This is a genomic window from Massilia sp. H6 (assembly GCF_024802625.1).
Taxonomy (GTDB): domain Bacteria; phylum Pseudomonadota; class Gammaproteobacteria; order Burkholderiales; family Burkholderiaceae_D; genus Telluria.
This window is the reverse complement of sequence record NZ_CP103371.1, coordinates 400,143-423,403: the sequence shown is the minus strand read 5'-3', so window position 1 is coordinate 423,403 and position 23,261 is coordinate 400,143. Positions and strand designations below refer to the sequence as shown.

The window sequence follows — 23,261 nt, the reverse complement described above, 5'->3', positions numbered from 1 at the left end:
CGGATCGGTAAGGTCAGAAGCATTCCTGGGAAGCGTGCAGGCCGTTGATGACCTTGACGCAGTCGCGTTGCGGCGCCGGACGAGGTGCCTGCACCCTGGGCCGGGGCGCAGGCACCGGCATCGCTACCGGCCGCAGGGTCGGCGTCGCTGCCGGCAGCAGGTTCTGCTTGGTGGCGCCCAGGGTCTGGCCCGCCGCAGGGTCGACCTGGTTACGCAGCGCCAGCGACAGCTTGCCAACACTGCGCGCCAGGTCGAGCATTTCTGCCTGTTCAGGCGTGACTTCGAGCGTGACGGCATTCACCACCCGCGGCTTGGTTTCGTCGCGGTTGACTTCCTGTGCCACGGCCAGAACCAGGATTCGTTCGAGTACGATCTTGGAGATGCTCTGCTGACGCGGCGCGCCTGGTTCCGGCTGTGCCGGCGCAACCGTCTCGGTACTGACGATAATGTCCACATAGTTGCCTGGCAGGGCGAAGCCTGCGACGCCGATGACGTCGTTAACACGCACGGTAATGGCGCGCTTGCCTTCGGTGATCAGCGCCGACAAGCCACCGAGCGTGCCGGCGGGCGCCAACTTGGCTTCGCTCAGCGGCTCGCCGAGCAAGATGCTGGTCCTGAGTACTCGCCCGTTGATTTTCTTGGGGTCGTCGAACGCGCCTTTCGGCACGCTGTGGGCAGGCCATTCGACCAGCTTGAACATTTCGGGTGTCAGGCGCTGGCCGATATCGATGTCTACCGCAGCCACCACGATGCGACCGGCGTTGGCTGCCGGCTGCGTCAGGAGCCAGCGAGACGCCATCACCACGGCGGCCAGGCCGAACAGGATCGCGAGCGCCATCACGATCACGGCACGCTTGTTTTTCATCGGGCGTCTCCCTGGGGGTTGGTGTCCTGCGCCACCTCGGCGCCAAACAGGCTGCTCCAGGCCTGGGTCACGCTGTCCGTGTCGAAACGCGGGGCGTGGCCGGCAAACCCGGCAAAGTCGGCGATCCGGCCCAGCAGCTCATGTGGCCATGCCGCGAGTAGCGGGCGCCGGGTGCGGCGGTGCAGTTCGTTGATCAGGTAATCGAACGCGTCTTCGTCGGCGCCAATGCCGCGCAGCCGGCACTGGCGCCGCAGCAGCGCCCGGTAGCTGCCATCGGACAGCGGGCCGACCGGAATCAGATAGCCAATGCGGCGCAGGCAGGATTCGTCCAGCACCGACTCGGGTGCCAGACTGGTGGCCAGTACCAGCGAGACGTCGAACGGCAGCGCATGAGTTACCCCGCCAGGCACGGCCACATGGTCCACGCCGCACTCGAGCGCACCGAGCCAGCGGTGCAGCACTTCACCGGCCGGGACGCGCTGGCGGCCGATGTCGTCGAGGACCAGCAGGCCGTTGTTGGCCAGCAGATGACACGGCGCGCGCAGCACGCCGCTGGCGACGTCGTGGCGCAGCTCCAGCATGTCGCGTGCCAGCTCGGCGCCGATATGTACGAGAGGACGTTGGCACAAGGCCCAGCGCGCGTCGCAGTTGCGCCGGTCTTCCATGGCGCGTGGCTGCAGCACCGCCGGATGCAGCGCCGGGTCGTACACCTGTACGATCTCGTGATTGACGAGTACCGCGTAGGGCACCGCAATCGGCGCCTGGCGCAATCGAGCGAACTTGCGCGCCAGTGTGGTCTTGCCGCTGCCGGAGGGGCCGTACAGCAGCAGCGGACGGTTCGAGTGCAGCGCTGCGCCGATCAGGTCGCGCACCGCTGGCGCGAGGCCGTCCTCGGCCAGCACGGCCTTCAGCTCGGCGGGCAGAACGCGGGCGGCCTCGGGCTGGCGCAGTGACTGCTGCTCGACCAGGGCGCGATAGGCATCGAGCGGCACCGGAGCTGGGCCAACGTAGCGCGACTCGGCCAGATACTCGACGGCGGCGCGCTGGCCGAATGCGGTCAATTGGTAGTGCATGTCGATGTCGGAGTCGGCGCACCAGGCGACCTCGACCTGTTGCTCGGTCACCAGCCCTTGCAGTACCTCGCGCACCACGCTGATCGACAGCCGCAAGCGTCCGGTGAGTTGCGACAAAGCAGTCTTGCCGCTGCCATACATGGCCTTAACCACCAGCGAGGTGACGAAACGTGGCTCCAGCCCGGTATCGCGCAGGGTACGCGGCTGGCGCGGCAGGACCGCCACATGGTCGGCCTCGGACACGTCTCCGGATCCGGACGCCAACCGTCCAGGCTGGGCATCAGGTGCGAACGCCGATGTCGCTGGTGTCAAAACTTCCATGGGGAAACCTCCTGCTGGGTACGGATATTTCTTACATTTGTTAAATTGATTCTAGCCATCGCGTCCCCTACCCCTTTGAGCTCCGGCAAGGAAGCGGGCTCAGCGAAATAGTCAAGCGTAACGGCCTATGAGTACGTAAATAGTGCCCGCCGCAATCGCTACGCCATAGGGCATGGAACCGGCACTTTGCCGGGTCGCCTGGGGCGCTGCGGGAAGGCGCAGCAGGGCTGGACGCAAGATGCCCCACAGGTTCGCCAGCGCCACCCGCACCCGGCCTCGGGCGATGATGATGACGAGGGCCATCACGCCGCCGGCGCACCAGGCAAGGATGGCGATGTGCAGGGCTGCAGCCGGGCCGGAGAACGCACCGACCGTGGCCATCAACTTGACATCACCGGCAGCCATGCCGCGAACCAGATAAAACGGCATGAAGATCAACAGTCCGACGGCGGCGCCGCCAAGGCAGGACAACAGACCCGCGCCGGGCGTCGGCGATATGGCGTGCAGGATGAGCGCGGCGATCAAGCCGGACAGCAACAAGAGATTCGGGATGCGCCGGCTGGCAAGGTCATTGATGGCGGCGGCAGCCACCAGCAGCAGCAGCAGCGTGTCGAGGTAAGGTGCAACAACCATGGTGCGCTCCAAAAGCCCCCCAGGCGCCGGATGGCACCTGGGGGGGTGTCAGCAATTAGGCAGCAGGTGTACCGCCGGCGCCAACGGTGTCGAACTGATCACGGATGTAAGTGAAAGCGTCCTCGATCTTGGTGCCAACTTCGCCTGCAACGCCTGCCATCACGACGCCGATCAGGGCAGCGATCAGGCCATATTCAATGGCCGTCACACCGTTTTCATCAGCAACAAAGGCTTTGATGGCGGAGGTAATGGTGTTCATGAAAAACTCCTTGTGTGGTTGAAGGGATTACTGACAGCAGACGGGGCCCCGTCCGTGTTGCTGCTTACTGCGTACTACGACAGCTTGCTGTTTGCTGCTACGTCTGTCAGTGAGTTCACTGTATCTAAACGTTCCATGAGGCAAGTTGATGTTGGGCAAGTTTTCCATATGGAAATCGTTTTTAACCGAGTCTTTTTGATAACCGAACAGGTACTCCAGGCATCGATCAATGGGTCAATCGGGGCGATAAAAATTATCAAGAATAGTTGCCTGGAATACAAAAAAGCCTTATGCTATCTCTCTTGTGCTCTCGATAAGCGATACCCTCGTGGTATCGACGAGCTGTGGCTTTTCGTGACTTTTTGTTTCTGTGAACGACATGGATTCCTTGCTGAGACACATGGTGGACATGACCGGCCACCGCGACCACACGATGCTGGACATCTCCGTGATTTCAGCAGTGCAGGAACTGTCTGGCGCAGTACAAACCCGGGTGCTCACGATTGCCACCGTAAGCGGCCACAGATTCGTGCGGTCGCGCGCCTGCATCCGCGCCGGCGGCGTCGCCTGTCCGGAAGAAATCCAGGACAGCGCCAGCGCTGGCGAACCGATCACGGACTTCCCCGAACTGGCGCACTGCCTCGACCACCACGATTCGCGCGCGCAAGGCCTGGGGCCGGATGGCCTGCTCCGCCTATGGCTGCCGATCTGGTGCGGCGACCAAGCCGCAACCTGCCTCGAGATCACCCACGAGGGCGGATTCAGTGGCGACACTATTCATATGATCAGCGGGATAGTCAGCGTTTACCGCAATTTCCAGAACCTGCTCGACTACAGCGAGCGCGACTCGCTCACTGGTTTGCTCAACCGCAAGACCTTCGATGACCAGCTGGCGCGCATGCTGATGGGGGCCGACGCCGAACCGCAGCTACCAGGCCAGCCCGAGCGGCGCCAGCACTGCGCCGAGGAAAAGCAATGGCTGGCCGTGGTCGACGTCGATCATTTCAAGAGTGTGAACGACCGCTTTGGCCACCTGTATGGCGACGAGGTGTTGATCCTGATCGCGAACCTGCTGCAGTCATCGTTCCGGGCGCAGGATCGGGTGTTCCGTTTCGGGGGCGAGGAGTTTGTGGTGCTGCTGCGTTCGACGACGCTGGACAATGCGCGCAAGATCATCGAGCGTTTCCGCATCAACGTGGGAACGCATGAATTTCCGCAGGTGGGAAGGGTCACGGTGAGCGTCGGCTTCACCAGCATCCGCGCCGCCGATTCGCCGGTGGTCACGCTGGGCCACGCCGACCAGGCGCTGTATTTCGCCAAGGCCAACGGCCGTAACCGTGCCTGTTTCTACGAAGAGCTGCTGGCGAGCGGGCTACTGCAGACCATCGCCACCAACGACACTGCCGAATTCTTCTAAGGCCTGCCAGCTGGCTAGGCGATGTTCATGAACTGCAGCGGGTTGACGTTCCACTTTTCGGCCGCCTCATGGCGCACAATCTTGTCGCCGCCGCCGAAGCCCAGCGGCTTGGACAGGTCGACGGTTTGTGGCTTGATATAACCCGGCGTTTTCGTGCTGAAGAACACGTTCACCTTTGGCGTAAGCAGGCTCGATTCGTGCGGCTCGATCACCACGCCCAGGCGTCCGGACTCAAGCAGCACGAGCGTGCCGACCGGGTAGATGCCGACGCAGCGCATGAATTCCTGCGCCAAGGTCGGATTGAAGTGGAACTTGCTCCACTCGTAGATCTTGCGCAGCGCTTCAGCCGCCGGCATGCCTTTGTGATAGCAGCGATCCGAGGTAATGGCGTCGTACACGTCGACGATCGCCGCCATCTGCGCCAACTCGCTGATGCTGCCTTCGTCCTGCTTGTCCGGGTAACCGCTGCCGTCGCGGCGTTCGTGGTGGTGCAGCGTGATATCGAGCGGAATGTGGCCGATTTCCGGCGTCTTGATCAGGATGTCGTAACCATCGCGCGGATGGCGCTTGATGATGTCAAATTCCTCTTCGGTCAGACGACCAGCCTTGTTCAAAATGGCATCCGGCACCAGCGCCTTGCCTGTGTCATGCAGCAGGCCACCCACACCTGCCTGGTAGATCGTCTCCACATCCATATTGCGCGAGCGGCAGAAAGCCACCAGTAGCGCGCACACGCTCACCGAGTGCAGGAAGGTGTAGTCGTCTTTGTTCTTGATGCGCAGCAGGCCAATGAGCGCGCCCGCATTACGCAGGACCGAGTCGGTGATGCTCTCGACCACCGCCCCGACCTTATCCATTTCGACAGCCTTGCCCAGGCGTGCATCGGCCATCACGGTGCGGACCAGGCCAGCGGCCTGCTTGCGGATCATGGCGGCGCGCTGCAGCTCTTCGCCCAGCGAGACACGGGTAACGATCAGCGGCTTGGTCGCGATGGCTGTCACTTCGGCTTCGGTAATGGCTTCGGCCTGCGCCAGCGTCGGTGCGTCGTCGATGTCGAGGCCCTTGCCGCAATCGATGACCACACCGCGGATCTTGGCATTGCGGATCTTGTAGATCTCGTCGTCCGTCGTCAGCACGAAGCGCGCGCGCACGAATGGATGATCCATCCAGCCGCAATCGAGGTCATGGATATACATCCCAATCTTCAGCTGCGATGCATCCACCTTCTTTAACATATCTAGTCTCTGCTCTATGGTGATCTCGGCGCAAGTCGCCCAGCTGCAGTATAGCAAGCCTGTTACCAATAATCACCTATTGTTGCCTATAAGATACAGACTGTTAATAGATTGAACCAACTGCACCAACGACCGGACGATCCACAGCGCCGCATCGCGGGCACTAAGGCTTCTACCTCGCTCCCTGCTTGACGTTAACGTTAACGTCATATACCGTACCAAGATCCCCCCTGTCCTCCCGATACCAAGGACCACAACCAATGAACGACATCACTCCCGCCGCCAAACTCGACCTGCCGGAACAGCCGAAACTGGCCAACAAGGTGCGTTTCGTCACCGCCGCTTCGCTGTTCGACGGCCATGACGCCTCGATCAACATCATGCGTCGCATCCTGCAGTCGAACGGCGCCGAAGTGATTCACCTCGGCCACAACCGCTCGGTCGACGAAGTCGTCACCGCGGCCCTGAACGAAGACGTGCAAGGCATCGCCATCTCGAGTTACCAGGGCGGCCACGTCGAATATTTCAAATACATGATCGACCTGCTGCGCCAGCGCGGCGGTGCCCACATCAAGGTGTTCGGCGGCGGCGGCGGCGTGATCGTCGCAAGCGAGATCGAAGAACTGCACGCCTATGGCGTGACCCGCATCTTCAGCCCGGAAGATGGTCAGCGCATGGGTTTGGTGGGCATGATCCGTTCTATGCTCGAGACCTGCGATGTCGATTTGTCTCCCTACGCGCCCACCAGCATCGGCGCGCTGCGCGAAGGCGATATCGGCCAGCGCCACCGTCCGCTGGCCCAGCTGATTACTGCGCTGGAAAGCGGCAAGGTCGATCCCGAACTGCGCAAGCAGGTCATCGACACCGCCGAGACCCTGAAGGTGCCGACCCTTGGCATCACCGGCACTGGCGGCGCGGGTAAATCCTCGCTGACCGATGAACTGATCCGCCGCATCCGCCTCGACCAGGGCGACCGCCTGAACATTGCCGTGATCTCGATCGACCCATCGCGCCGCAAATCGGGCGGCGCCCTGCTGGGCGACAGGATCCGCATGAATGCGATCAATCCGTGGAATGCGAATGGAGAACTGCGGGCGCGCGTGTTCATGCGCTCGCTCGCCACGCGCGAAGCCGGTTCCGAGATCTCGCAAGCACTGCCGGACGTAATCGCCGCCTGCAAGGTGGCAGGGTTCGATCTGGTCATCGTCGAGACCTCGGGCATTGGCCAGGGCGACGCCGCCATCGTGCCGCACGTCGACACCTCGATGTACGTAATGACTCCCGAATTCGGCGCCGCCTCGCAACTGGAAAAAATCGACATGCTCGATTTTGCCGATTTCATCGCGATCAACAAGTTCGACCGCAAGGGTGCGCAGGACGCGCTGCGCGACGTCGCCAAGCAGTACCAGCGCAACCGTGAACAATGGAGCCAGAGTCCGGACCAGATGCCAGTCTACGGCACCCAGGCGTCGCGCTTCAACGACGACGGCGTTACGGCCCTGTACCACGGCTTGCTGCCAAAACTGGCAGAACTTGGCCTGCCGGTCGACGCCAGCCGCCTGGCACCGCCGACCTCGAAGTACTCGAGCGGCAAGAATGTGATCGTTCCACCAGCGCGCGCGCGCTACCTGGCAGAAATCGCCGACACCGTGCGCGGCTATCACCGCAACGTGAAGAAGCAGGTCACGCTGGCACGCGAGCGCCAGCAGCTCAGCGAGACCCGGCGCATGCTGGCCGCCGCCAAGCGCTCAGATGTCAATTCCGACCTGGTGCTCGATGATCTGATCCTTGAGCGCGACCACGCCATGGAAGGCGGCGCGAAAAAGCTGCTGGCCATGTGGCCCGACATGCAGGCCGCCTATGCTGGCGACGACTACGTGGTCAAGATCCGCGACAAGGAAATTCGCACCCGCCTGGTCTCGCGCACCCTGTCTGGCAACCCGATCCGCAAGGTGGCGCTGCCGCGCTTCGAGGATCACGGCGAAGTGCTGCGCTTCCTGATGCTGGAAAACGTGCCGGGATCCTTCCCCTACACCGCCGGTGTGTTCGCCTTCAAGCGCGAAGGCGAAGACCCGACCCGCATGTTCGCCGGTGAAGGCGATGCCTTCCGCACCAACCGCCGCTTCAAGCTGGTCTCGACCGGCATGGACGCCAAGCGCCTGTCGACTGCATTCGACTCGGTCACCCTGTACGGCGCCGATCCAGCGCTGCGCCCTGACATCTACGGCAAGGTTGGCAACTCGGGCGTGTCGATCGCGACCCTGGACGACATGAAGGTGCTGTACGACGGCTTCGATCTGTGCAGCCCTTCCACGTCCGTGTCGATGACGATCAACGGCCCGGCGCCGACCATCCTGGCGATGTTCATGAATACCGCCATCGACCAGCAGATCGACAAGTTCGTCGCGGACAACAGTCGCCAGCCTTCCATGGATGAAGCAGCGAAAATCAAGGACTGGGTCTTGCAGAACGTGCGCGGCACCGTGCAGGCCGACATCCTGAAAGAAGACCAGGGCCAGAACACCTGCATCTTCTCGACCGAGTTCTCGCTGAAAGTGATGGGCGACATCCAGGAATATTTTGTCCACCACCAGGTGCGCAATTTCTACTCGGTGTCGATCTCGGGCTATCACATCGCCGAAGCCGGTGCGAACCCGATCTCGCAGCTGGCCTTTACGCTGTCGAACGGTTTCACGTTTGTCGAAGCCTACCTGGCGCGCGGTATGCACATCGACGATTTCGCGCCAAATTTGTCGTTCTTCTTCTCCAACGGCATGGATCCGGAATACACGGTGCTGGGCCGCGTGGCACGCCGCATCTGGGCGGTGGCGATGCGCGACAAATACGGCGCCAACGAACGCTCGCAGAAGCTGAAATATCACATCCAGACGTCCGGCCGCTCGCTGCACGCGCAAGAAATCGACTTCAACGACATTCGCACCACGCTGCAAGCCTTGATTGCGATCTACGACAACTGCAACTCGCTGCACACCAACGCCTACGACGAAGCAATCACCACGCCGACCGACGAATCCGTGCGCCGCGCCCTGGCCATCCAGCTGATCATCAACCGCGAATGGGGCCTGGCCAAGAACGAGAATCCAAACCAGGGTTCATTCATCATGGACGAGCTCACCGACCTGGTCGAAGAACAGGTGATGCAGGAGTTCGAACGCATCGCCGAGCGTGGCGGCGTGCTGGGGGCGATGGAAACCGGCTACCAGCGCGGCAAGATCCAGGAAGAGTCGATGCTGTACGAGCACCAGAAGCACGACGGCACCCTGCCGATCATCGGGGTGAACACTTTCCGCAACCCGAACAGCACGGGTGCCCCGGCGACGATCGAGCTGGCACGCTCGACCGACGACGAAAAGCAGTCGCAGCTGACCCGCCTGGACGAGTTCCACAACCGCAACGCCGGCTCGGCCCCCGCCGCCCTGGCCGCGCTGCAGCAAGCCGCGATCGACAACGACAACGTGTTCGCCAGGTTGATGGATGCCGTGCGCGTGTGCTCGCTGGGCCAGATCACGACCGCGCTGTTCGAGGTGGGTGGGCAGTACCGCCGCAATATGTAAGCTTCTCGCGGCCCGGCCGCCCGTGTTCCATGGGCGGCTCTCTGGCACGGTCCATGTTTATTTAAAGGCGGCGCAATTTTTCTCCTACAATGAACTGTCGCCCAATCGGGCGCCGCGAGGAGCCCGCAATGTCCATCCAGCCAGACCAGCTTGCCGCCCTGATGCGTGAAGTCGAACAGGAAGATCCGATCGACTTTGCCGATCTACCATTTCCTGAAGAAGAGTTGCGCACCCTGGTGGCCAAGCACTTGTGCGAGATGGCCAGCGCCATGGACAACTTCAGCACCGAAGACCGCTTGACGACCCTGCTCGCGGTGTCCGCCAAGCTGGTGCTGGAAAACCTCGTGTTGCACGTGCAGCTGCTGCGCCGCCACGGCCTGCCCGTCGGCGACAATGTCGACGCCCTGCTTAGCCGATTGCGCAAGCCCTGAATCCCCTATATGCGGCTGGCAACGTCGGCGATCGCCGGCCGTCTTTCCGTAAATCAATATCTTTCCCTCGTAGGCGCGCACAATAGCAACATGAGAACGCTATTTGCGGCTACCGACCGACGGGCGGCGCGTTCGGCGCATTCCGTGAGGTATTATTAACAGTCGGGAAACTTCGCTTGCACCCAACACACGAATGTCGCAAGCGTCTTCATCAAAGGAATGACAATGCCGGGTAATCTCACCAAGAAACAACTTACCGCTGCCGTGATCACTGGCGCCATCCTGATGGGCGCGGGCATGACTGGTTGCAACCGCACGCAGACTGCGGAAGAACTGCTGACCGAAGCGCAGCAGTATGAACAAAAAGGCGACCGCAGAGCGGCGTTGATCCAGCTTAAAAATGCGGTCGCGCAAAATCCAGACAACGCCGAGGCGCGCCTGCGCCTGGGTACCCTGCACCTCGAGCTTGGCGACGCGGTATCGGCCGACAAGGAATTGCGCAAGGCGGCCAGCCTGGGCATCGCGGCCGACAAGACCCTGCCGCTGCTGGCGCAAAGCCTGCTAATGCAGGGAAAATACCAGCCCGTGCTGGATGAGATCACGGAAGACAAGGCCAAGACCTCGGCCTTGCTGCAGGTACGCCGCGGCGATGCCTTCCTGGCACTGGGCGACGCGGCCAAGGCGCGCGCATCCTACGATGCAGCGCTGGCGCTCGACGCCAACTCCGGCGACGCACTGATCGGCCTGGCGCGCCACGCCGCGCTCGGCAACGACATGGCCAATGCCGAGCGCTTTGCTACGGATGCCACGGTGCGTGCGCCGAAAAATGCGGAATCCTGGATGCTCATGGGTAACCTGCTGCGTAGCCAGGGCAAGAGTAAAGAAGCACTGGTTGCCTATGACAAGGCGCTGGCGCTCAATCCGGCCAACCGTAATGCCCATATCGAAAAAGCCTATGTGCATATCGGCAGCAATGACCTTGTCGCTGCCAAAGCTTCCGTCGACGATGCCATCAAGCACGGCGCGGGCGACATCAATACGATCTATGTCCAGGCCTTGCTGCACTTCACTGGCGGCAAGAACGCTGAAGCCAAGGAATCGCTGCAAAAAATCCTGCGCGTTGCTCCGAACCACATGCCGAGCCTGCTGCTGGCGGGAGCGGTCGAGCTCAATCTGGGCGCTCACCAGCAATCAGAGCAATACCTGCGCGGCTACCTTGCCAGCAACGAAGACAATGTCTATGCGCGCAAGCTGCTGGCCCAGGTCCTGCTTAAAACCAACCAGCCGGCGGAAGCTGCTGCGGTGCTCGCACCGGCGCTGAAAGGATCGTCGTCCGATCCGCAACTGCTGGCACTGACCGGCCAGTCGTATCTGCAAACGCGTGATTTCGCCAAGGCGTCGGCCTACCTCGAGCAGGCCAGTACCCTGGCGCCGTCGGCCGCCAGCATCCGCACCTCGCTGGGCATGGCGAAGATGGGCGAAGGCAACCTGAACCAGGCGGTTGACGAGTTCACGCGCGCCACAACACTCGCGCCGAAATCCCTGGAAGCCGGCTTCGCGCTGGTTCAGGCAGAAGTCGGCCGCGGGCAGCTCGACAAGGCATTGGCTGCCGTGCAGGCGCTCGAGAAGCAGCAACCACAAAGCGCTGCGGTCCAGGGCGTGAAAGGCGACGTCTTCCTGCGCAAGGGCGATACCAAGAATGCCCGCGCCAGCTTTGACAAGGCGCTGTCGCTCGAACCCGGCTTCTTCCCGGCAGCGTCGTATTTAGCCAGGATGGACCTCGCCGAGAAAAACGTGGACGCCGCCAAACAGCGTTTCACTACCTTGCTGACTAAGGACAAGGCCAACGTCGACGCAATGAACGCGCTGGCCGAGATCGAGATGCTACAGAACCGCCCGGCCGAAGCCGCTTCTTGGCTGGAAAAAGCCCAGGGAGCGCAACCCAAAGCAGTGCGCCCTGCCGTTAATCTGGCTTCGCATTACTTGCGCCAGAAACAGACGGACAAGGCAGTATTGCTGCTGCGCAAGACGCTTGTGGAAAATCCGGCTTCTGCTGAAGTGCTGGACCTGCTCGGCCAGGCACAATTGAGCGCGAAGGATACCGCAGGCGCACTTGACTCCTACAGCAAATTGGTCGCGGTACTGCCAAAGTCGGCGCCGGCACAGGTCCGCCTGGCATCGGTGTATATGGCCATGAAGAACGATACCGCAGCAGCCGAGAGTCTCGAGCGCGCGCTGGCGATCGATCCCACGTTTGTGCAAGCGCGCATGGGACAGATTGAACTGGCAACGCGTGCTGGAAAACACGAAGAGGCGCTGAAGATTGCACGCCAAATCCAGGCCGCTGAACCGAAAAAAGTGACCGGCCTGCTGGTCGAGGGCGACCTGCTGCTGTCCCAGAAAAAGGTCGCACCTGCACTGGCATCCTTCGAAAAAGCGTTTTCGATGTCGAACTCGCCCCAGGTGCTGATCAAGATCTCCCAAGTGCTGAAAGAAAATGGCAAGGCTGCAGAGGCCGATGCACGCTTGGCGAAATACCATGCCGCAAATCCAGGCAACGATTTGGTTGCCATGATCGTAGCCGATGGTCACTTGGCAAAGCGGCAGTTCAAGCCAGCCATCAGTGCTCTGCAGGCCGCGCTGAAGGTCAATCCGTCGAATGTCGCAGCATTGAACAACCTTGCCTGGGCTTACCAGCAAGAAAACGATGCGCGTGCGCTGCCCACGGCGGAACAGGCTTACAAGCTGGGGCCGCAGAACCCGGCAGTGCTTGATACGCTCGGCTGGATCCTGGTGCAAAAGGGCGAGACCGCGCGCGGCGTCGACCTGCTGCGCAAGGCAGTGAGCGCGGCGCCCAAGGCACCGGAAATCCGCTATCACCTGGCTGCCGGGCTCGCCAAAACTGGCGACAAGGCAGGGGCGCGCAAGGAAGCGGAACAGGCGCTCGCCAATGGCTCGTTCAGCGCAATGGATGACGCCAAGGCGCTGTTGCAAACGCTGTAACCCATCGGCGGCCACGCAGGTGGCCGCGACTTACCTTCCCATCGCCATGGCCCACCTCTCATGACTTCGATTACCCAGGAACAAGAACGAGCACGTCCCCCGAGTGGATTCTTCACGCGGTTGGCAGAACGTTTCAATGGTAAGCGCGACATCCTGATTCCCTACTTCAGCTTCCAGACAGTGATGAAGGGGAACATGGAGTCGTATGTCTTGAAGGAAATCTTCAAATTGCGTTACGAAGTGTACTGTGTCGAACGCCACTTTCTCGAGGCCAGCGTATGCCCTGAAGGGCTGGAAACCGACGAGTACGATGATTGCGCCATCCACTTCGCCGCCTATACGCTGGACAACGATATCATCGGGACGGTACGTCTGGTACAACCGCATCCTGGCCAGGAATATCCCTTCGAATCGCACTGTACGCCCTTTCCCGAGTTTGCCGCACCAGACCGTGAAACGGCAGCCGAAGTGTCACGCCTGGTCGTTCGCAAGACCTTCCGCCGGCGGCGTGGCGACTCGATGGAGGGCATCTCCAAGGACTTCGTGGAAAAAGGTAGCACCAAGAGTATCCAACCGCGTTCAACCGTGCGGCGCGACAAGCGCGGCAATAGTCCGCTATTATTGCTCGGCATGTATCGGGAGATGTATCGCTACAGCCGTCAAAACGGCATTCGATACTGGTATGCCGCGATGGAGCGGTCACTAGCGCGCTCGCTCGGAAAGATGGGATTCAAGTTCGTGCCGATTGGTCCGCAGGTAGATTACTACGGACCGGTCACGCCCCACATGGCCGACTTGGATGAACTGATCGAGCGTTTAAATAAAGAAAACAAATTCCTGGCAGCCTGGTTCAACGACGAACCGATCCCTTTCTGGATCATGGTAAAAACCATGGCAGGCAATTTTTTGGAGAAGCGCTCCAGGAAAAAATAACTAGGGTCCGAGACAGGACAAATAATGACAGATGGACAACGGAAAAACTCGCGTCGATCCTGACGCCTTCCTGTCCCGTGTAGAGTTCGGGATACATCAGGAAACAATCGACCACGACAACCGCAAGATTTTTCGGGCCTTTCGTGGAGGCCATTCCGCGAAAATCCCTGGAGAAATTTTCAGGTTAAGGCATCAGGTGTACTGTGTAGAGTGCGCCTTTCTCCACCCCGAAAAATATGCCGATGGCATGGAGCTCGACGACTACGACGACGTGTCCACCCATTTTGCAGCGTATACCATGGACGAGAAGCTGGTCGGCGCGGTCAGGCTGGTCCAGCCAAATCCGTCCAAGCCCTACCCCTTCGAGTTGCACTGCGAGGTGTTCGACGACTTCGATCTGCCGGAGCGTGCACAGTCGGCGGAAATCTCGCGTCTGGTGGTAAAGAAAACTCACCGGCGCCGACGCGCCGACAGCGTACTGGGTGTCCCAGGCTTCATGCCGAGTCCCGAACAGACGATTGATTTTGATTCGTCGGTAGACCGGCGTGACAATACCTCACCAATGCTGTTGCTCGGCATGTACCGCGAAATGTTTCGTCATAGCCAGGATGCCGGTATTCGCTACTGGTATGCGGCAATGGAACGGTCGCTCGCTCATGCTTTGAAGAAGATGGGCTTTCGATTCATGGCGATCGGCCCCGAAGCGAACTATTACGGTTCGGTCACTCCTTACGTGCTTGACTTGCACGATCTCGGGAGAAAGTTATCATCTAGCAATCCAACGCTGGCGGCCTGGTTTAACGAGAAACCGCCAGTCGTCGAACATCATTATTCGTCACGCCTGCATGTCGTTCGCAAGCCTGACTTAGGCAGCGATATTAACTAACTTGGTCTCGTGGTTGCGGAAACTGTGGATGACCATATTTGGTGATCCAGGCACGTCCATTCCTGCAAGCATGTCATGCATCATCGCCATTGCCAGCGCTGCCACAGAGAAACTACCCACCGCAATCTGCGATGCAGGACAAGCCGTGCCATCTTCCATGATGGTTAGCGCCTTTCCTACTTCTTCCATCACCTGGCTGTCGAGATGCGCGCCGATGCGGGCCATGACACGGGCAAATACCGCCGTATAGCTCAGATTTCCTTCCGCGGCAGCGGCTTCGACGTCGCTCTGCAGGAGTTCTGGCAAGGATTTCCCGGAGTTTGGCGGGAAATACAGCACGCCGGCACCAAATCCAATATTCATCGCGGTAAAAATGGGCTTGGCTTGCGCCGCCGCGTTTGCGTGCAGCGCCAGTACCGCCTCCAGGTCGACGAAGTCGATCGTGTCAAAGATCATGTCGACTTCGCTCACCAATTGCGCCGCATTGTGTTTATCCAGCATGGCGACATGTGCCTCGACTGTCGCTTGCGGGTTAATCCTGAGAATGTGTTTCTTCAACGCCTCTACCTTCGGCGTCCCGACATCGTCGAAATCGAAGAACTGACGGTTCAGATTGTGGGCATCGACCGTGTCGCCATCAATCAGTACAAAGTGCTGGAACCCAGTTCGCGCTGCGCAGATGACCGGTCCGCTGCCCAGGCCGCAACCGGCAAACAGTACGCGCGCATCCCGAATCCGCTTCTGCACGTCCTTACCGATATATCCAACATTGCGCTTGGTAAATTCATCGTAATTAAATTCAGGCATGGGGTCTCGCTTTGAAAAGGAATGAACACCTTACTTTAGTGCAATTCCGACTGGAACGCGAACGCTGTGTGCGGCAGCCCACTGTCGAAAATTCTTACAACGCCGTGATCAGTCACTTCGCAAACCCGCCAGGAAAAGTAGTTATCCATTAAGAATCAATTAGTTACGTAACGCCAAGGTGATCTGGCACGGCTTATGCTTATACTCCCATGTCGCAAGTGTCGCTAACTACCTAATTGAGGAAACACAAAATGAACATCAAGAAAATTTCGGGAATCGCTGCTGGTGTCGCACTGGCCCTGAGCATCGCAGCTCCAGCACAGGCAGCAGTTACCCTGACTTCCGGTAATTACAAAATCACGTTCAATGCCTTCGATGCTGGCACCGTCGGCTACGGCAACACCGCCGGCACCAAGTGCACCAATGTATTGGCTTGCGATGCGATTCCAAGTGCAGCCAACAAGGCGCCAAACGGTTTCGGTCCTAGCGAAGACACCTGGGGTATCTTCTCGGTTCAGTCGATCACTAACCTGACCACTGGCCAGGCACTGTTCACCCAGACAGCCGGTAACTACCTGACCGGCATGTTCGGCGGCTTGAAAGATACCCTGGTGAGTGTCAGCGTCGATCCTTTCGGCGCCACCACCTCGATCGGCAGCACCGGCGGCTGGCTGAACATGTACTACAACACCAACGACTATAATGCATCGTTCGGCCCTGCTGGCCGCACTGGCGAAAAAATGTACACCGGCATCACCGGCGGTACGCTGGCCCTGTCGGCGGACTTCAACCAGAGCCCACTGGCCGGTTCGACCGATTACTCGTACTTCTCGAGCTACAACAACACTACGCTGGCTGGTAGCAGCCAAGGTTTCTTGGACATTACCGGTGGCTCGCTGGGCGCTCAACTGGACTCCGACGCGCAGCCGGATCCAAACGGCCGCATGCATGACCTGTTCCTGAAGGCGACCTTCGGCCGCACCCGTGTCGCCCAGTACGGCTGGACCGTCGATGCGACCGGCGACGTCCAAGGCGCTGTCGATGTTCCAGAACCAGGTTCGCTGGCCCTGCTGGGTCTGGGCTTCGCTGGTCTGGCCGGCCTGCGCCGCCGCCGCGCTGCCAAGTAATTTTTCATGTACATGGCTGGGGCAACCCGGCTGTGGCCTGAAAGCCAAAAAAGGCCGGATCCTGCAAGGGATCCGGCCTTTTTGGTTCTGCGGCGCGCTCTCGGCCAGTTGACGCTGATGGCCTCGATAATTGCAACAATTAGGAGTTAAAGATACTGCTAGAGCGCTTGCGCCGGCTCGTCTTTCACGCGCGGCGACAAGAACGCCTTGTGGAACAGGTGCCGCGCCAGCATGAGCGGCGGCATACGCAGCCAGTTCGACCGCAGGTACAGAGCGCCGAGCGCGGCCGGCGTAAAGCGGTCGGCGCAGCTTGGATGCGGGGGCAGCAGCGCACGCAGGAACAGGTGATCCATCAGTACCAGCAGCGGCGCGGGTGGGCGGCCAGCCGCCGCGGCCAGGGCCATGACTTCCGGTGGCACCGGCGTGCCGAGCAGGCGTGCACAGTAACGCAGCGTATAGAACAAGGGACGCGCCAGCTGCAGCTGGACGGCGCGCGCTGGCAGGCCTGCCCAGAAATCAGGCATGGCGTCGAAGTGCAACAGAAGACGGTGCAAGTCGAACAGGTCGCGCAGGCCATGGTGCAGTTCGCCCTCCGAGAACAAGTGCACTGCACTATGCAGCACCATGTCGTGCGGCGCCAGCGTCCACAATCGGTCGTTGCCGGGAATGGGCCGGGCCGCTGCGCGCAGCAGCACCGGGTCGGGCCGCATCGCCGCCGTCTCGGGAAGAATGGCGTGGTGCACGTCGACCGCGTTGCCACGGCGGATGTGCTCCATTGGTGGCAGTTCATGCATCCATTCGCGGTAATAACGCTGGTCGTAAGCGTCCTGGTGGGTGCCGGCCCAGCCGTGCAGCATGAGCGCCGCCTCGACTTCGCCGATGCGCTCTTTCGGCACCAGGATGTCGACGTCGGAAAACATGCGCCCGGCGGCCGGCGGCAAACCCGCCATGGCATAGGCTGCGCCCTTGAGCAAAATCAGCGGCACGTGAATTGTGTCGAGCGCGCGCCCGATGCAGTCGACTTCGAAGCGCGCCGCGCGCCGGTGGCGTACAGCGACGACCTGCGCCCACTCCAGCACTTCGCGCGGCGCTGACGGCACTGCCCCCAGCAACCCCGCCTCATCCAGGCTATTGCGCAGCGTCGCGGTCAGGTCGGCATTCGCGGCCTGACGTAGCAGCAATTCCCATTCTGGAAGTGAGAGCGAAGCCGCTTCAAGGGGTGCACGCAGCACCTTGACCAGCAAGGGCAGGCGGTTCATGGCGCAGCACCCGGCAAGGCGTCGAACACCGCCATGGCATCGTCCAGCGCGCCGTAACTGAATTCGAACCCGGCGCAGCGCTCGACCAGGCGTCCGAGGGTATCGAAGCCGGCGCTGCCCAGAACGGGATAATTGAACGCATTATCGGCCACACGCATGAACAGGCGCGCCTTCGGCACCGGTTCGAGCCGCGCCGGGGCGCCGGCTTCGTAGCGCGGAAACACGATGTGGGTAGCCTGCACCAGCTGCCCGGCCGCCGCCACGCTGGCGCCCGAGGCGCGCATATGGGCAATGGTGCCTTTGACCGTGCCCAGGACGGGCGGTCCAAATACAGCTTGCGGCGCATACGCGCGGATGATGTCGATCGACGCGTTCTTCAGGCTGACTGGCCGCGGCAGTGGCACCAGCGCCAGGTCGTGCGGGCGTACCAGGGCCAGTTCGTCCGACAGCAGCCGCCAGCCGCGGCTGGCAAGCGCCGCACACAGCGTGCTTTTGCCCGAACCGGGCGGCGCTGGCATGATCACGGCACAGCCGCCGCGCTCAAGCACGGCCGCGTGTACGATCAGGTAGCTATGCGCCTTATTGGTCACGCACCAGTTCATCACCCACTCGAACATGGGGTGGGCCTGGTCGAGCGGCAGCGGCTTGAAGGGCTCGGCGCCGTCCTGGTTGAACCGCACCTGTGGCCGCAACCAGCGGCGCAAGCCGCGCGCGCTGCGCAGGGTCAAGTGGAAATCGGCGAAGCCGTCATCCTCCACCGGATAGTCGGCATACAGCAAGGCGATGGCGTCGATCAGGTGGGGGATATCGGTGCGGATACGGCTGCGGAACGGTCCGGTGCGCAGCACCAGGCCAGGGCCGGCGAAGCGTCGCTGCAATTCGTCGCGCGTCAGCGCGGCCAGGGTCAGCATGGCATAGGCTCTACCAGGTCCAGCCGCACAAGGTCGCCGAGCAGTTCCGTCAGATCGTCTGCCAATTCATCGGCCAGCGCGGCCGGATCGGCGCAGGCGTCACCAATCTCGAATTCTTCCAGCAGGACGGCGCCCAAGGCGGCCTCGTCAAGAGGCCCAGCGCGCAGTGCCTGGAGCAGGCACAGGGCGGCAGGGCCGAGCAGGTGGGTTGCGCCAGAAAGGTCGTTGTACAGCACGGCTTCGTCGTCCCAGCAGCGGTAGACGAGCAACTGCCCGGGGATTACACGCCACATCGGCCAGTGCCGTCCTTAATCGTGGGTTGCCTCGAGATAGCGCTTGGTCTGCTCGGCACTCCAGAATACGCCTTCGGCCGGCTTGTAGTAGCCGACGCTCTGGATCTCGTTCCACATCTTCTGCAAAGACTGAACCGACAAAAAGCCGATGCGGCCCGACAGAACATTAAGGTAGGTGGCGACGAGATGCATGCCAAAGTTAAACTTGTCGAAGCTGCAACCTTCCACAATCTCAATTAAGCTCTTGCTGCCATACGTGTTGCGGTTTGTGCCGTAGCAAGCGAACACGTCGTTGAAAGCCGTTTCTGGAGGACGGGGCCAGCTACTAAAGCTCTTCTTATTTCCGCTGTGATTCTTCCAGTAACCGGGAGATTTTCCGTCACACCTAGGCGCCTTTGTGGTGTAGTTACTACTGAGTCCACCGGAGAGCGCACCCGATGCCGATACGCAAACCATCGGCTTCATCGTGGCCCGACTGTCCAGTGTCCACAACACGCTGGCCGCGCCGACACCAGCCTTGGTCAGGCGACGCCGCGCCGCGCCGCGTGCGGAAATCATCGGCGTCTCACTGGCGCTTGCTGGTTGGTCTTCTGTCGACACGGGTCCATCCTTACAATATTGTTATGCCGAAAGGCTCACATTTCGATTAAGCAAGAATTGTGCCTTTCACGCCTCTATGCCGAAACTCGCTGTAAAAACAAGCGATTACAACGGATTTCCTGATCTGGACTAATAGAGTCTAGCCAACAAGCATCGAGCTGTGTAAAAAATTTCGACAGCAGATTAGAAAAAACTTTCCGGGATCACCAAGATGTCGCCCGGGCGCATCATCATGTTGGCCGACACGTCGCCATCCTTGATCAAGTCGTCAAGACGGACCTGCATCTTCTGCTGCTTGCCGTCGATCGTGCGGATGACGCTGGCCCGGTTGCCCGAGGCAAATTCGGTTACGCCGCCCACGGCAATCAGCACGTCCATCAGCGACATATCCTTGCGGTATGGCAGGGCCTGCGGCTTGGCAGCCTGGCCAATGACGCGAATCTGCTCGCTATAGTTGCCGACGAAATTCGTCACGACAACGGTCACCACAGGCTGCTGGATGAATTTGGCCAGCGCGCCTTCGATATCGCGCGCCAACTGCGTCGATGTCTTGCCAGCAGCCGGCAAGTCTTCAACCAGCGGCGTCGTGATCTTGCCGTCCGGACGTACCGGCACCGACATCGACACTTCAGGGTTGCGCCAGACGATGATATTGATGCTGTCGCCAGGGCCGATCAGGTATTCCGGATTGATGGCCTGGGTCGTGTCGACGGGAGTCGGCGGGGTGGCGCAGCCGGCCAGGATAGCCAGGCATCCGATGGCGGCAGCCGTTGCTGCGCGTTTCATTACTTGCATCATTTTCGTGCTCACATTCAAAAATTACCTGGTTGGCTGGGCCGCAGCTGGGTGGCCAAGGGCCGCTGCCGGTACACATGCGTCGAGCGTTATTTTATACCATAGCAGTGTGACAATCTTGTGCACAACTGAAATGCGGTCATTGGGATCTTTGCAACAGTTCACGCACATGGCGTACCGGGATGGCATATGTGATACCACTGGGATTCGTTACCGCGCTCTCTTTCAGGCCCTTGAGGAACACCATATTGATCACACCGACAACGGCGCCGCTGGCCGGATCGTACAAAGGGCTGCCACTGTTGCCCGGATAGGCGGTGCCGTCCAGCTGATAGATAGCAAACGGGCGCCGCTGCAACTGCGTGATGGCACGGGCGTCAAGCTGGCGCGAGCTTAGCGAAGGCCGCACCACGGGCGTGATCGCGGCCAGCAGGGCCCGGTGAGTCGCAGCATGCAGCCCAAGGCGCATGCCCAGCGGATAGCCCGTAAAGGCCAGATCCTGGCCCTCGGCAACGGCTCCCTCTTCTGCCAGCGCCAGCGGCGCCAGCGGCGTGCCAGACAGGCGCAAATGAGCGAGATCATGCTCCCTGTCGAGTCCGACCAGGCGCGCAGGACGGAAGCTGACCGAATCGGCCCCGCTGCCCGTCACAATGCCGAGCTCCTCCGTGCGCCCTGCATCAAGTTTGTCCGGTATCACATGGGCATTTGTAATAATGCTCAAGCCGTCACCAACGGCGAAACCGGTGCCGACAAACACCACTGCCGGCTGGCGGGTCTTGAGCATGGTGCCCACGCCGATCACTGATGGCTTGATCCGGACTACGGTACGCGTCAGATCCTGGGCAACAGCCTGTGACATGCCCGCAGATAACAGCCAGGCTAGCAATGGGGCTGCCAAGCGCAATGGCAGGTCGCGTGGATGGGAAGACAGGCTGCCATTTTGTATAGAAATCAATTGTGTGGCCTCTTTTGCACTCGCAACATTAAAATACATCTTTTGATTCAAAGCAATACTCGTTGTGTAAGATGCGCACTAACGCTGGAAAACCCTCGATCAAGTTGATTCGGGTACACATTTCCCCTTGAGTGATGTTGCAACTTTGCAATCATCAGCTGCTAAAATGCGCAAACATTTCACAATTTCGTGTTGTCGCTTGGAATTGTGTTGCATGCGTCCTCGGTTTCGGCACGTCATGCGGTTATTTTTCCGAACCGCAATTGCAATTGCTCAGTCAACAAGCGATCATCACACTATTTATTGATTGATGGGCTTGCGCTTTCGCGCGCCCTTTATGGCGAGATCCACAACATGGCAGAAATCACAGCCGTAATCCTGACATTCCTGAAGGCTATCGGAAAATACCGCTGGCATGCGGTCTTTATCACCTGGGTCGTTGCCATTGTTGGCTGGGCTGTGGTGCTGAAGCTTCCGAACCAGTATGAAACCTCTGCCCGTGTCTATGTCGACACCCAGAGCATCCTCAAGCCCCTGCTCTCCGGCATGACCACGCTGCCGAACATCGAACAGCAGGTACTGTTCATGCGCAGCACACTGATCAGCCGTCCGAACGTCGAGCGCGTCATGCGCATGGTCGACCTCGATGTCAAGGCCAGCAACAGCAAGGAACACGACGAAATGGTCGACGAGTTGATGTCGCAGATCAGGATTGCGGGTACCGAGCGCGACGACATCTACACGATCAGCTACACCGCTCCGAATCCAAAGCTGGGCAAGGACGTGGTGCAGTCGCTCCTGACAATCTTCGTCGAGGGCGGTGCCGGCAAGAAGCAAGACTCTGACAAGGCGGTCCAGTTCATCGACGACCAGATCCGCAACTATGAAGAGAAGCTGGCAGCGGCCGAGAACCGATTAAAAGAATTCAAGATTAGCAATGTTGGCATGCTGCCGGCCGAAGGCGCCGACTTTGGTTCGCGCATGCTCGCGACCAGCGAAGCGCTCAGTTCGGCCCGCCTTGAGCTGGCCGAGGCCGAGCAGGCCCGCAATGCGATCAAGCGCCAGATTTCGGGCAAATCGCAGCCCGGCGACGTTGCGCCTGTCATCAGCAATCCGGAAGTCGACGAACGTATTGCCGCAGTAAACAAGACACTCGATACCCTGCGCACGCAGTACACCGAAGCCCACCCGGACATCGTCGCCAACACGCGCCTGCTGCAACAACTGCTCGCGCGCAAGCAGGATGAGGCAAAGAACCGCAAGCGCAGCGCCGACCCGGGCGCCGGCTATAGCCCGATGTTCCAGCAGCTTAATGTTGCACTTTCGGAAGCCGAAGCACGCGTGGCGTCGCTCCAAGCCCGCGTGTCTGAATACAACACCCGCGTAGCGCGCCTGCGCACCCAGAGCGCGGTCGCTCCGGAAGTCGAAGCCCAGCTGGCCCAGCTGAACCGCGACTACGAAGTCAACCGCGACAACTACCAGAAACTGGTGGAGCGCCGCGAATCGGCCAAGCTTTCCGGCGACCTGTCGTCGGCAACCGATATGCTGACATTCCGCGTCATCGACCCACCGACCGCGCCGCTGCTGCCGTCCGGTCCGAACCGCCTGCGCCTGTTCTCGGCCGTCTTCATCGCTGCGCTGGGTGCCGGCCTGGCTGCCGCCTTCCTCATGAGCCAGCTGCGTCCGACCTTCCTCAGCCAGGCCAGCCTGCGCGAGACGACCGGGCTGCCGATCCTGGGATCGATCAGCATGAACTGGACCGGCGAACAGACCGTCCTTCGCAAGCGCCGTCTTTACGCGCTGGGGGCCGCTATCTTGCTGCTGCTGGTCCTGTATGGGGCAGGCGTCACGGCAATCATGGTCCGACCGGCCGGCCTGTAAAC

General features: G+C 60.6%; 20 protein-coding genes. 8 read left to right on the top strand and 12 right to left on the bottom strand.

Annotated elements, in window-relative coordinates; genetic code table 11:
• Positions 1-13: 13 nt before the first annotated feature.
• The 4 genes from cpaB to NRS07_RS01860 form a co-directional block, all read right to left on the bottom strand.
• Positions 14-865 (bottom strand): Flp pilus assembly protein CpaB, encoded by an 852-nt coding sequence (gene cpaB / locus NRS07_RS01875; RefSeq protein WP_259210658.1) that lies wholly within the window; start codon positions 863-865, stop codon positions 14-16.
• Positions 862-2,181, bottom strand: coding sequence for an ATP-binding protein (locus tag NRS07_RS01870; RefSeq protein WP_259210657.1), 1,320 nt, complete (start codon positions 2,179-2,181; stop codon positions 862-864). Before NRS07_RS01870 ends, cpaB begins: the two co-directional genes overlap by 4 nt.
• A gap of 189 nt (positions 2,182-2,370) precedes the next feature.
• Positions 2,371-2,892 (bottom strand): prepilin peptidase, encoded by a 522-nt coding sequence (locus tag NRS07_RS01865; RefSeq protein WP_259210656.1) that lies wholly within the window; start codon positions 2,890-2,892, stop codon positions 2,371-2,373.
• Positions 2,893-2,947: 55 nt separating this feature from the next.
• Positions 2,948-3,151 carry a Flp family type IVb pilin gene (locus tag NRS07_RS01860; RefSeq protein ID WP_259210655.1) on the bottom strand — a complete coding sequence of 68 codons (204 nt, stop codon included), beginning with the start codon at positions 3,149-3,151 and terminating at the stop codon, positions 2,948-2,950.
• A gap of 379 nt (positions 3,152-3,530) precedes the next feature.
• Between NRS07_RS01860 and NRS07_RS01855 the strand changes: the two genes are divergently transcribed.
• Positions 3,531-4,568: a GGDEF domain-containing protein gene (locus NRS07_RS01855; RefSeq protein ID WP_259210654.1), complete on the top strand. Its 1,038-nt coding sequence runs from the start codon at positions 3,531-3,533 to the stop codon at positions 4,566-4,568.
• 14 nt (positions 4,569-4,582) lie between these two features.
• Here NRS07_RS01855 and NRS07_RS01850 read toward each other — a convergent pair whose 3' ends face one another.
• Entirely contained in the window at positions 4,583-5,803 is a 1,221-nt protein-coding gene (locus NRS07_RS01850; protein ID WP_259210652.1) for an HD-GYP domain-containing protein, read from the bottom strand.
• A gap of 260 nt (positions 5,804-6,063) precedes the next feature.
• On the opposite strand from NRS07_RS01850, the gene icmF reads away from it, so the two are divergent.
• The 5 genes from icmF to NRS07_RS01825 all read left to right on the top strand — a co-directional run bounded on the left by icmF (position 6,064) and on the right by NRS07_RS01825 (position 14,631).
• On the top strand, positions 6,064-9,378 hold the full coding sequence (gene icmF / locus NRS07_RS01845; protein ID WP_259210651.1) for a fused isobutyryl-CoA mutase/GTPase IcmF: 3,315 nt from the start codon (positions 6,064-6,066) through the stop codon (positions 9,376-9,378).
• A gap of 128 nt (positions 9,379-9,506) precedes the next feature.
• Positions 9,507-9,809, top strand: coding sequence for a hypothetical protein (locus NRS07_RS01840; protein WP_259210650.1), 303 nt, complete (start codon positions 9,507-9,509; stop codon positions 9,807-9,809).
• Between the two features lie 225 nt (positions 9,810-10,034).
• The gene (prsT, locus tag NRS07_RS01835) at positions 10,035-12,812 is read left to right on the top strand and encodes an XrtA/PEP-CTERM system TPR-repeat protein PrsT (RefSeq protein WP_259210649.1); all 2,778 of its coding nucleotides are present in this window, start codon (positions 10,035-10,037) and stop codon (positions 12,810-12,812) included.
• Positions 12,813-12,872: 60 nt separating this feature from the next.
• Positions 12,873-13,745, top strand: a complete 873-nt coding sequence (locus NRS07_RS01830; protein ID WP_259210646.1) for a PEP-CTERM/exosortase system-associated acyltransferase — start codon at positions 12,873-12,875, stop codon at positions 13,743-13,745.
• Between the two features lie 31 nt (positions 13,746-13,776).
• The gene (locus tag NRS07_RS01825; RefSeq protein WP_259210643.1) at positions 13,777-14,631 is read left to right on the top strand and encodes a PEP-CTERM/exosortase system-associated acyltransferase; all 855 of its coding nucleotides are present in this window, start codon (positions 13,777-13,779) and stop codon (positions 14,629-14,631) included.
• Here the strand turns inward: NRS07_RS01825 and NRS07_RS01820 are convergent.
• Positions 14,611-15,438: a ThiF family adenylyltransferase gene (locus NRS07_RS01820; protein ID WP_259210639.1), complete on the bottom strand. Its 828-nt coding sequence runs from the start codon at positions 15,436-15,438 to the stop codon at positions 14,611-14,613. The genes NRS07_RS01825 and NRS07_RS01820 overlap by 21 nt on opposite strands.
• A gap of 251 nt (positions 15,439-15,689) precedes the next feature.
• On the opposite strand from NRS07_RS01820, the gene NRS07_RS01815 reads away from it, so the two are divergent.
• Positions 15,690-16,565, top strand: coding sequence for a PEP-CTERM sorting domain-containing protein (locus NRS07_RS01815; protein WP_259210638.1), 876 nt, complete (start codon positions 15,690-15,692; stop codon positions 16,563-16,565).
• Positions 16,566-16,723: 158 nt separating this feature from the next.
• Here the strand turns inward: NRS07_RS01815 and NRS07_RS01810 are convergent, their stop codons facing one another.
• From NRS07_RS01810 to NRS07_RS01785, 6 genes are all read right to left on the bottom strand, one after another.
• Positions 16,724-17,824, bottom strand: coding sequence for a nucleotidyltransferase family protein (locus NRS07_RS01810; protein ID WP_259210635.1), 1,101 nt, complete (start codon positions 17,822-17,824; stop codon positions 16,724-16,726).
• The gene (locus NRS07_RS01805; RefSeq protein WP_259210632.1) at positions 17,821-18,735 is read right to left on the bottom strand and encodes an HprK-related kinase A; all 915 of its coding nucleotides are present in this window, start codon (positions 18,733-18,735) and stop codon (positions 17,821-17,823) included. The genes NRS07_RS01810 and NRS07_RS01805 overlap by 4 nt, the downstream gene beginning before the upstream one ends.
• Complete coding sequence (locus NRS07_RS01800; protein ID WP_259210629.1) at positions 18,729-19,028, bottom strand: HPr-rel-A system PqqD family peptide chaperone; 300 nt, start codon at positions 19,026-19,028, stop codon at positions 18,729-18,731. The genes NRS07_RS01805 and NRS07_RS01800 overlap by 7 nt, the downstream gene beginning before the upstream one ends.
• Before the next feature lie 15 nt (positions 19,029-19,043).
• Positions 19,044-19,628: a hypothetical protein gene (locus NRS07_RS01795; RefSeq protein ID WP_259210627.1), complete on the bottom strand. Its 585-nt coding sequence runs from the start codon at positions 19,626-19,628 to the stop codon at positions 19,044-19,046.
• A gap of 183 nt (positions 19,629-19,811) precedes the next feature.
• Entirely contained in the window at positions 19,812-20,414 is a 603-nt protein-coding gene (locus NRS07_RS01790) for an XrtA/PEP-CTERM system exopolysaccharide export protein (RefSeq protein ID WP_373889850.1), read from the bottom strand.
• A gap of 148 nt (positions 20,415-20,562) precedes the next feature.
• The gene (locus tag NRS07_RS01785) at positions 20,563-21,429 is read right to left on the bottom strand and encodes a serine protease (protein ID WP_259210624.1); all 867 of its coding nucleotides are present in this window, start codon (positions 21,427-21,429) and stop codon (positions 20,563-20,565) included.
• Positions 21,430-21,732: 303 nt separating this feature from the next.
• On the opposite strand from NRS07_RS01785, the gene NRS07_RS01780 reads away from it, so the two are divergent.
• Entirely contained in the window at positions 21,733-23,259 is a 1,527-nt protein-coding gene (locus NRS07_RS01780) for an XrtA system polysaccharide chain length determinant (RefSeq protein ID WP_259210622.1), read from the top strand.
• Positions 23,260-23,261: the final 2 nt, after the last annotated feature.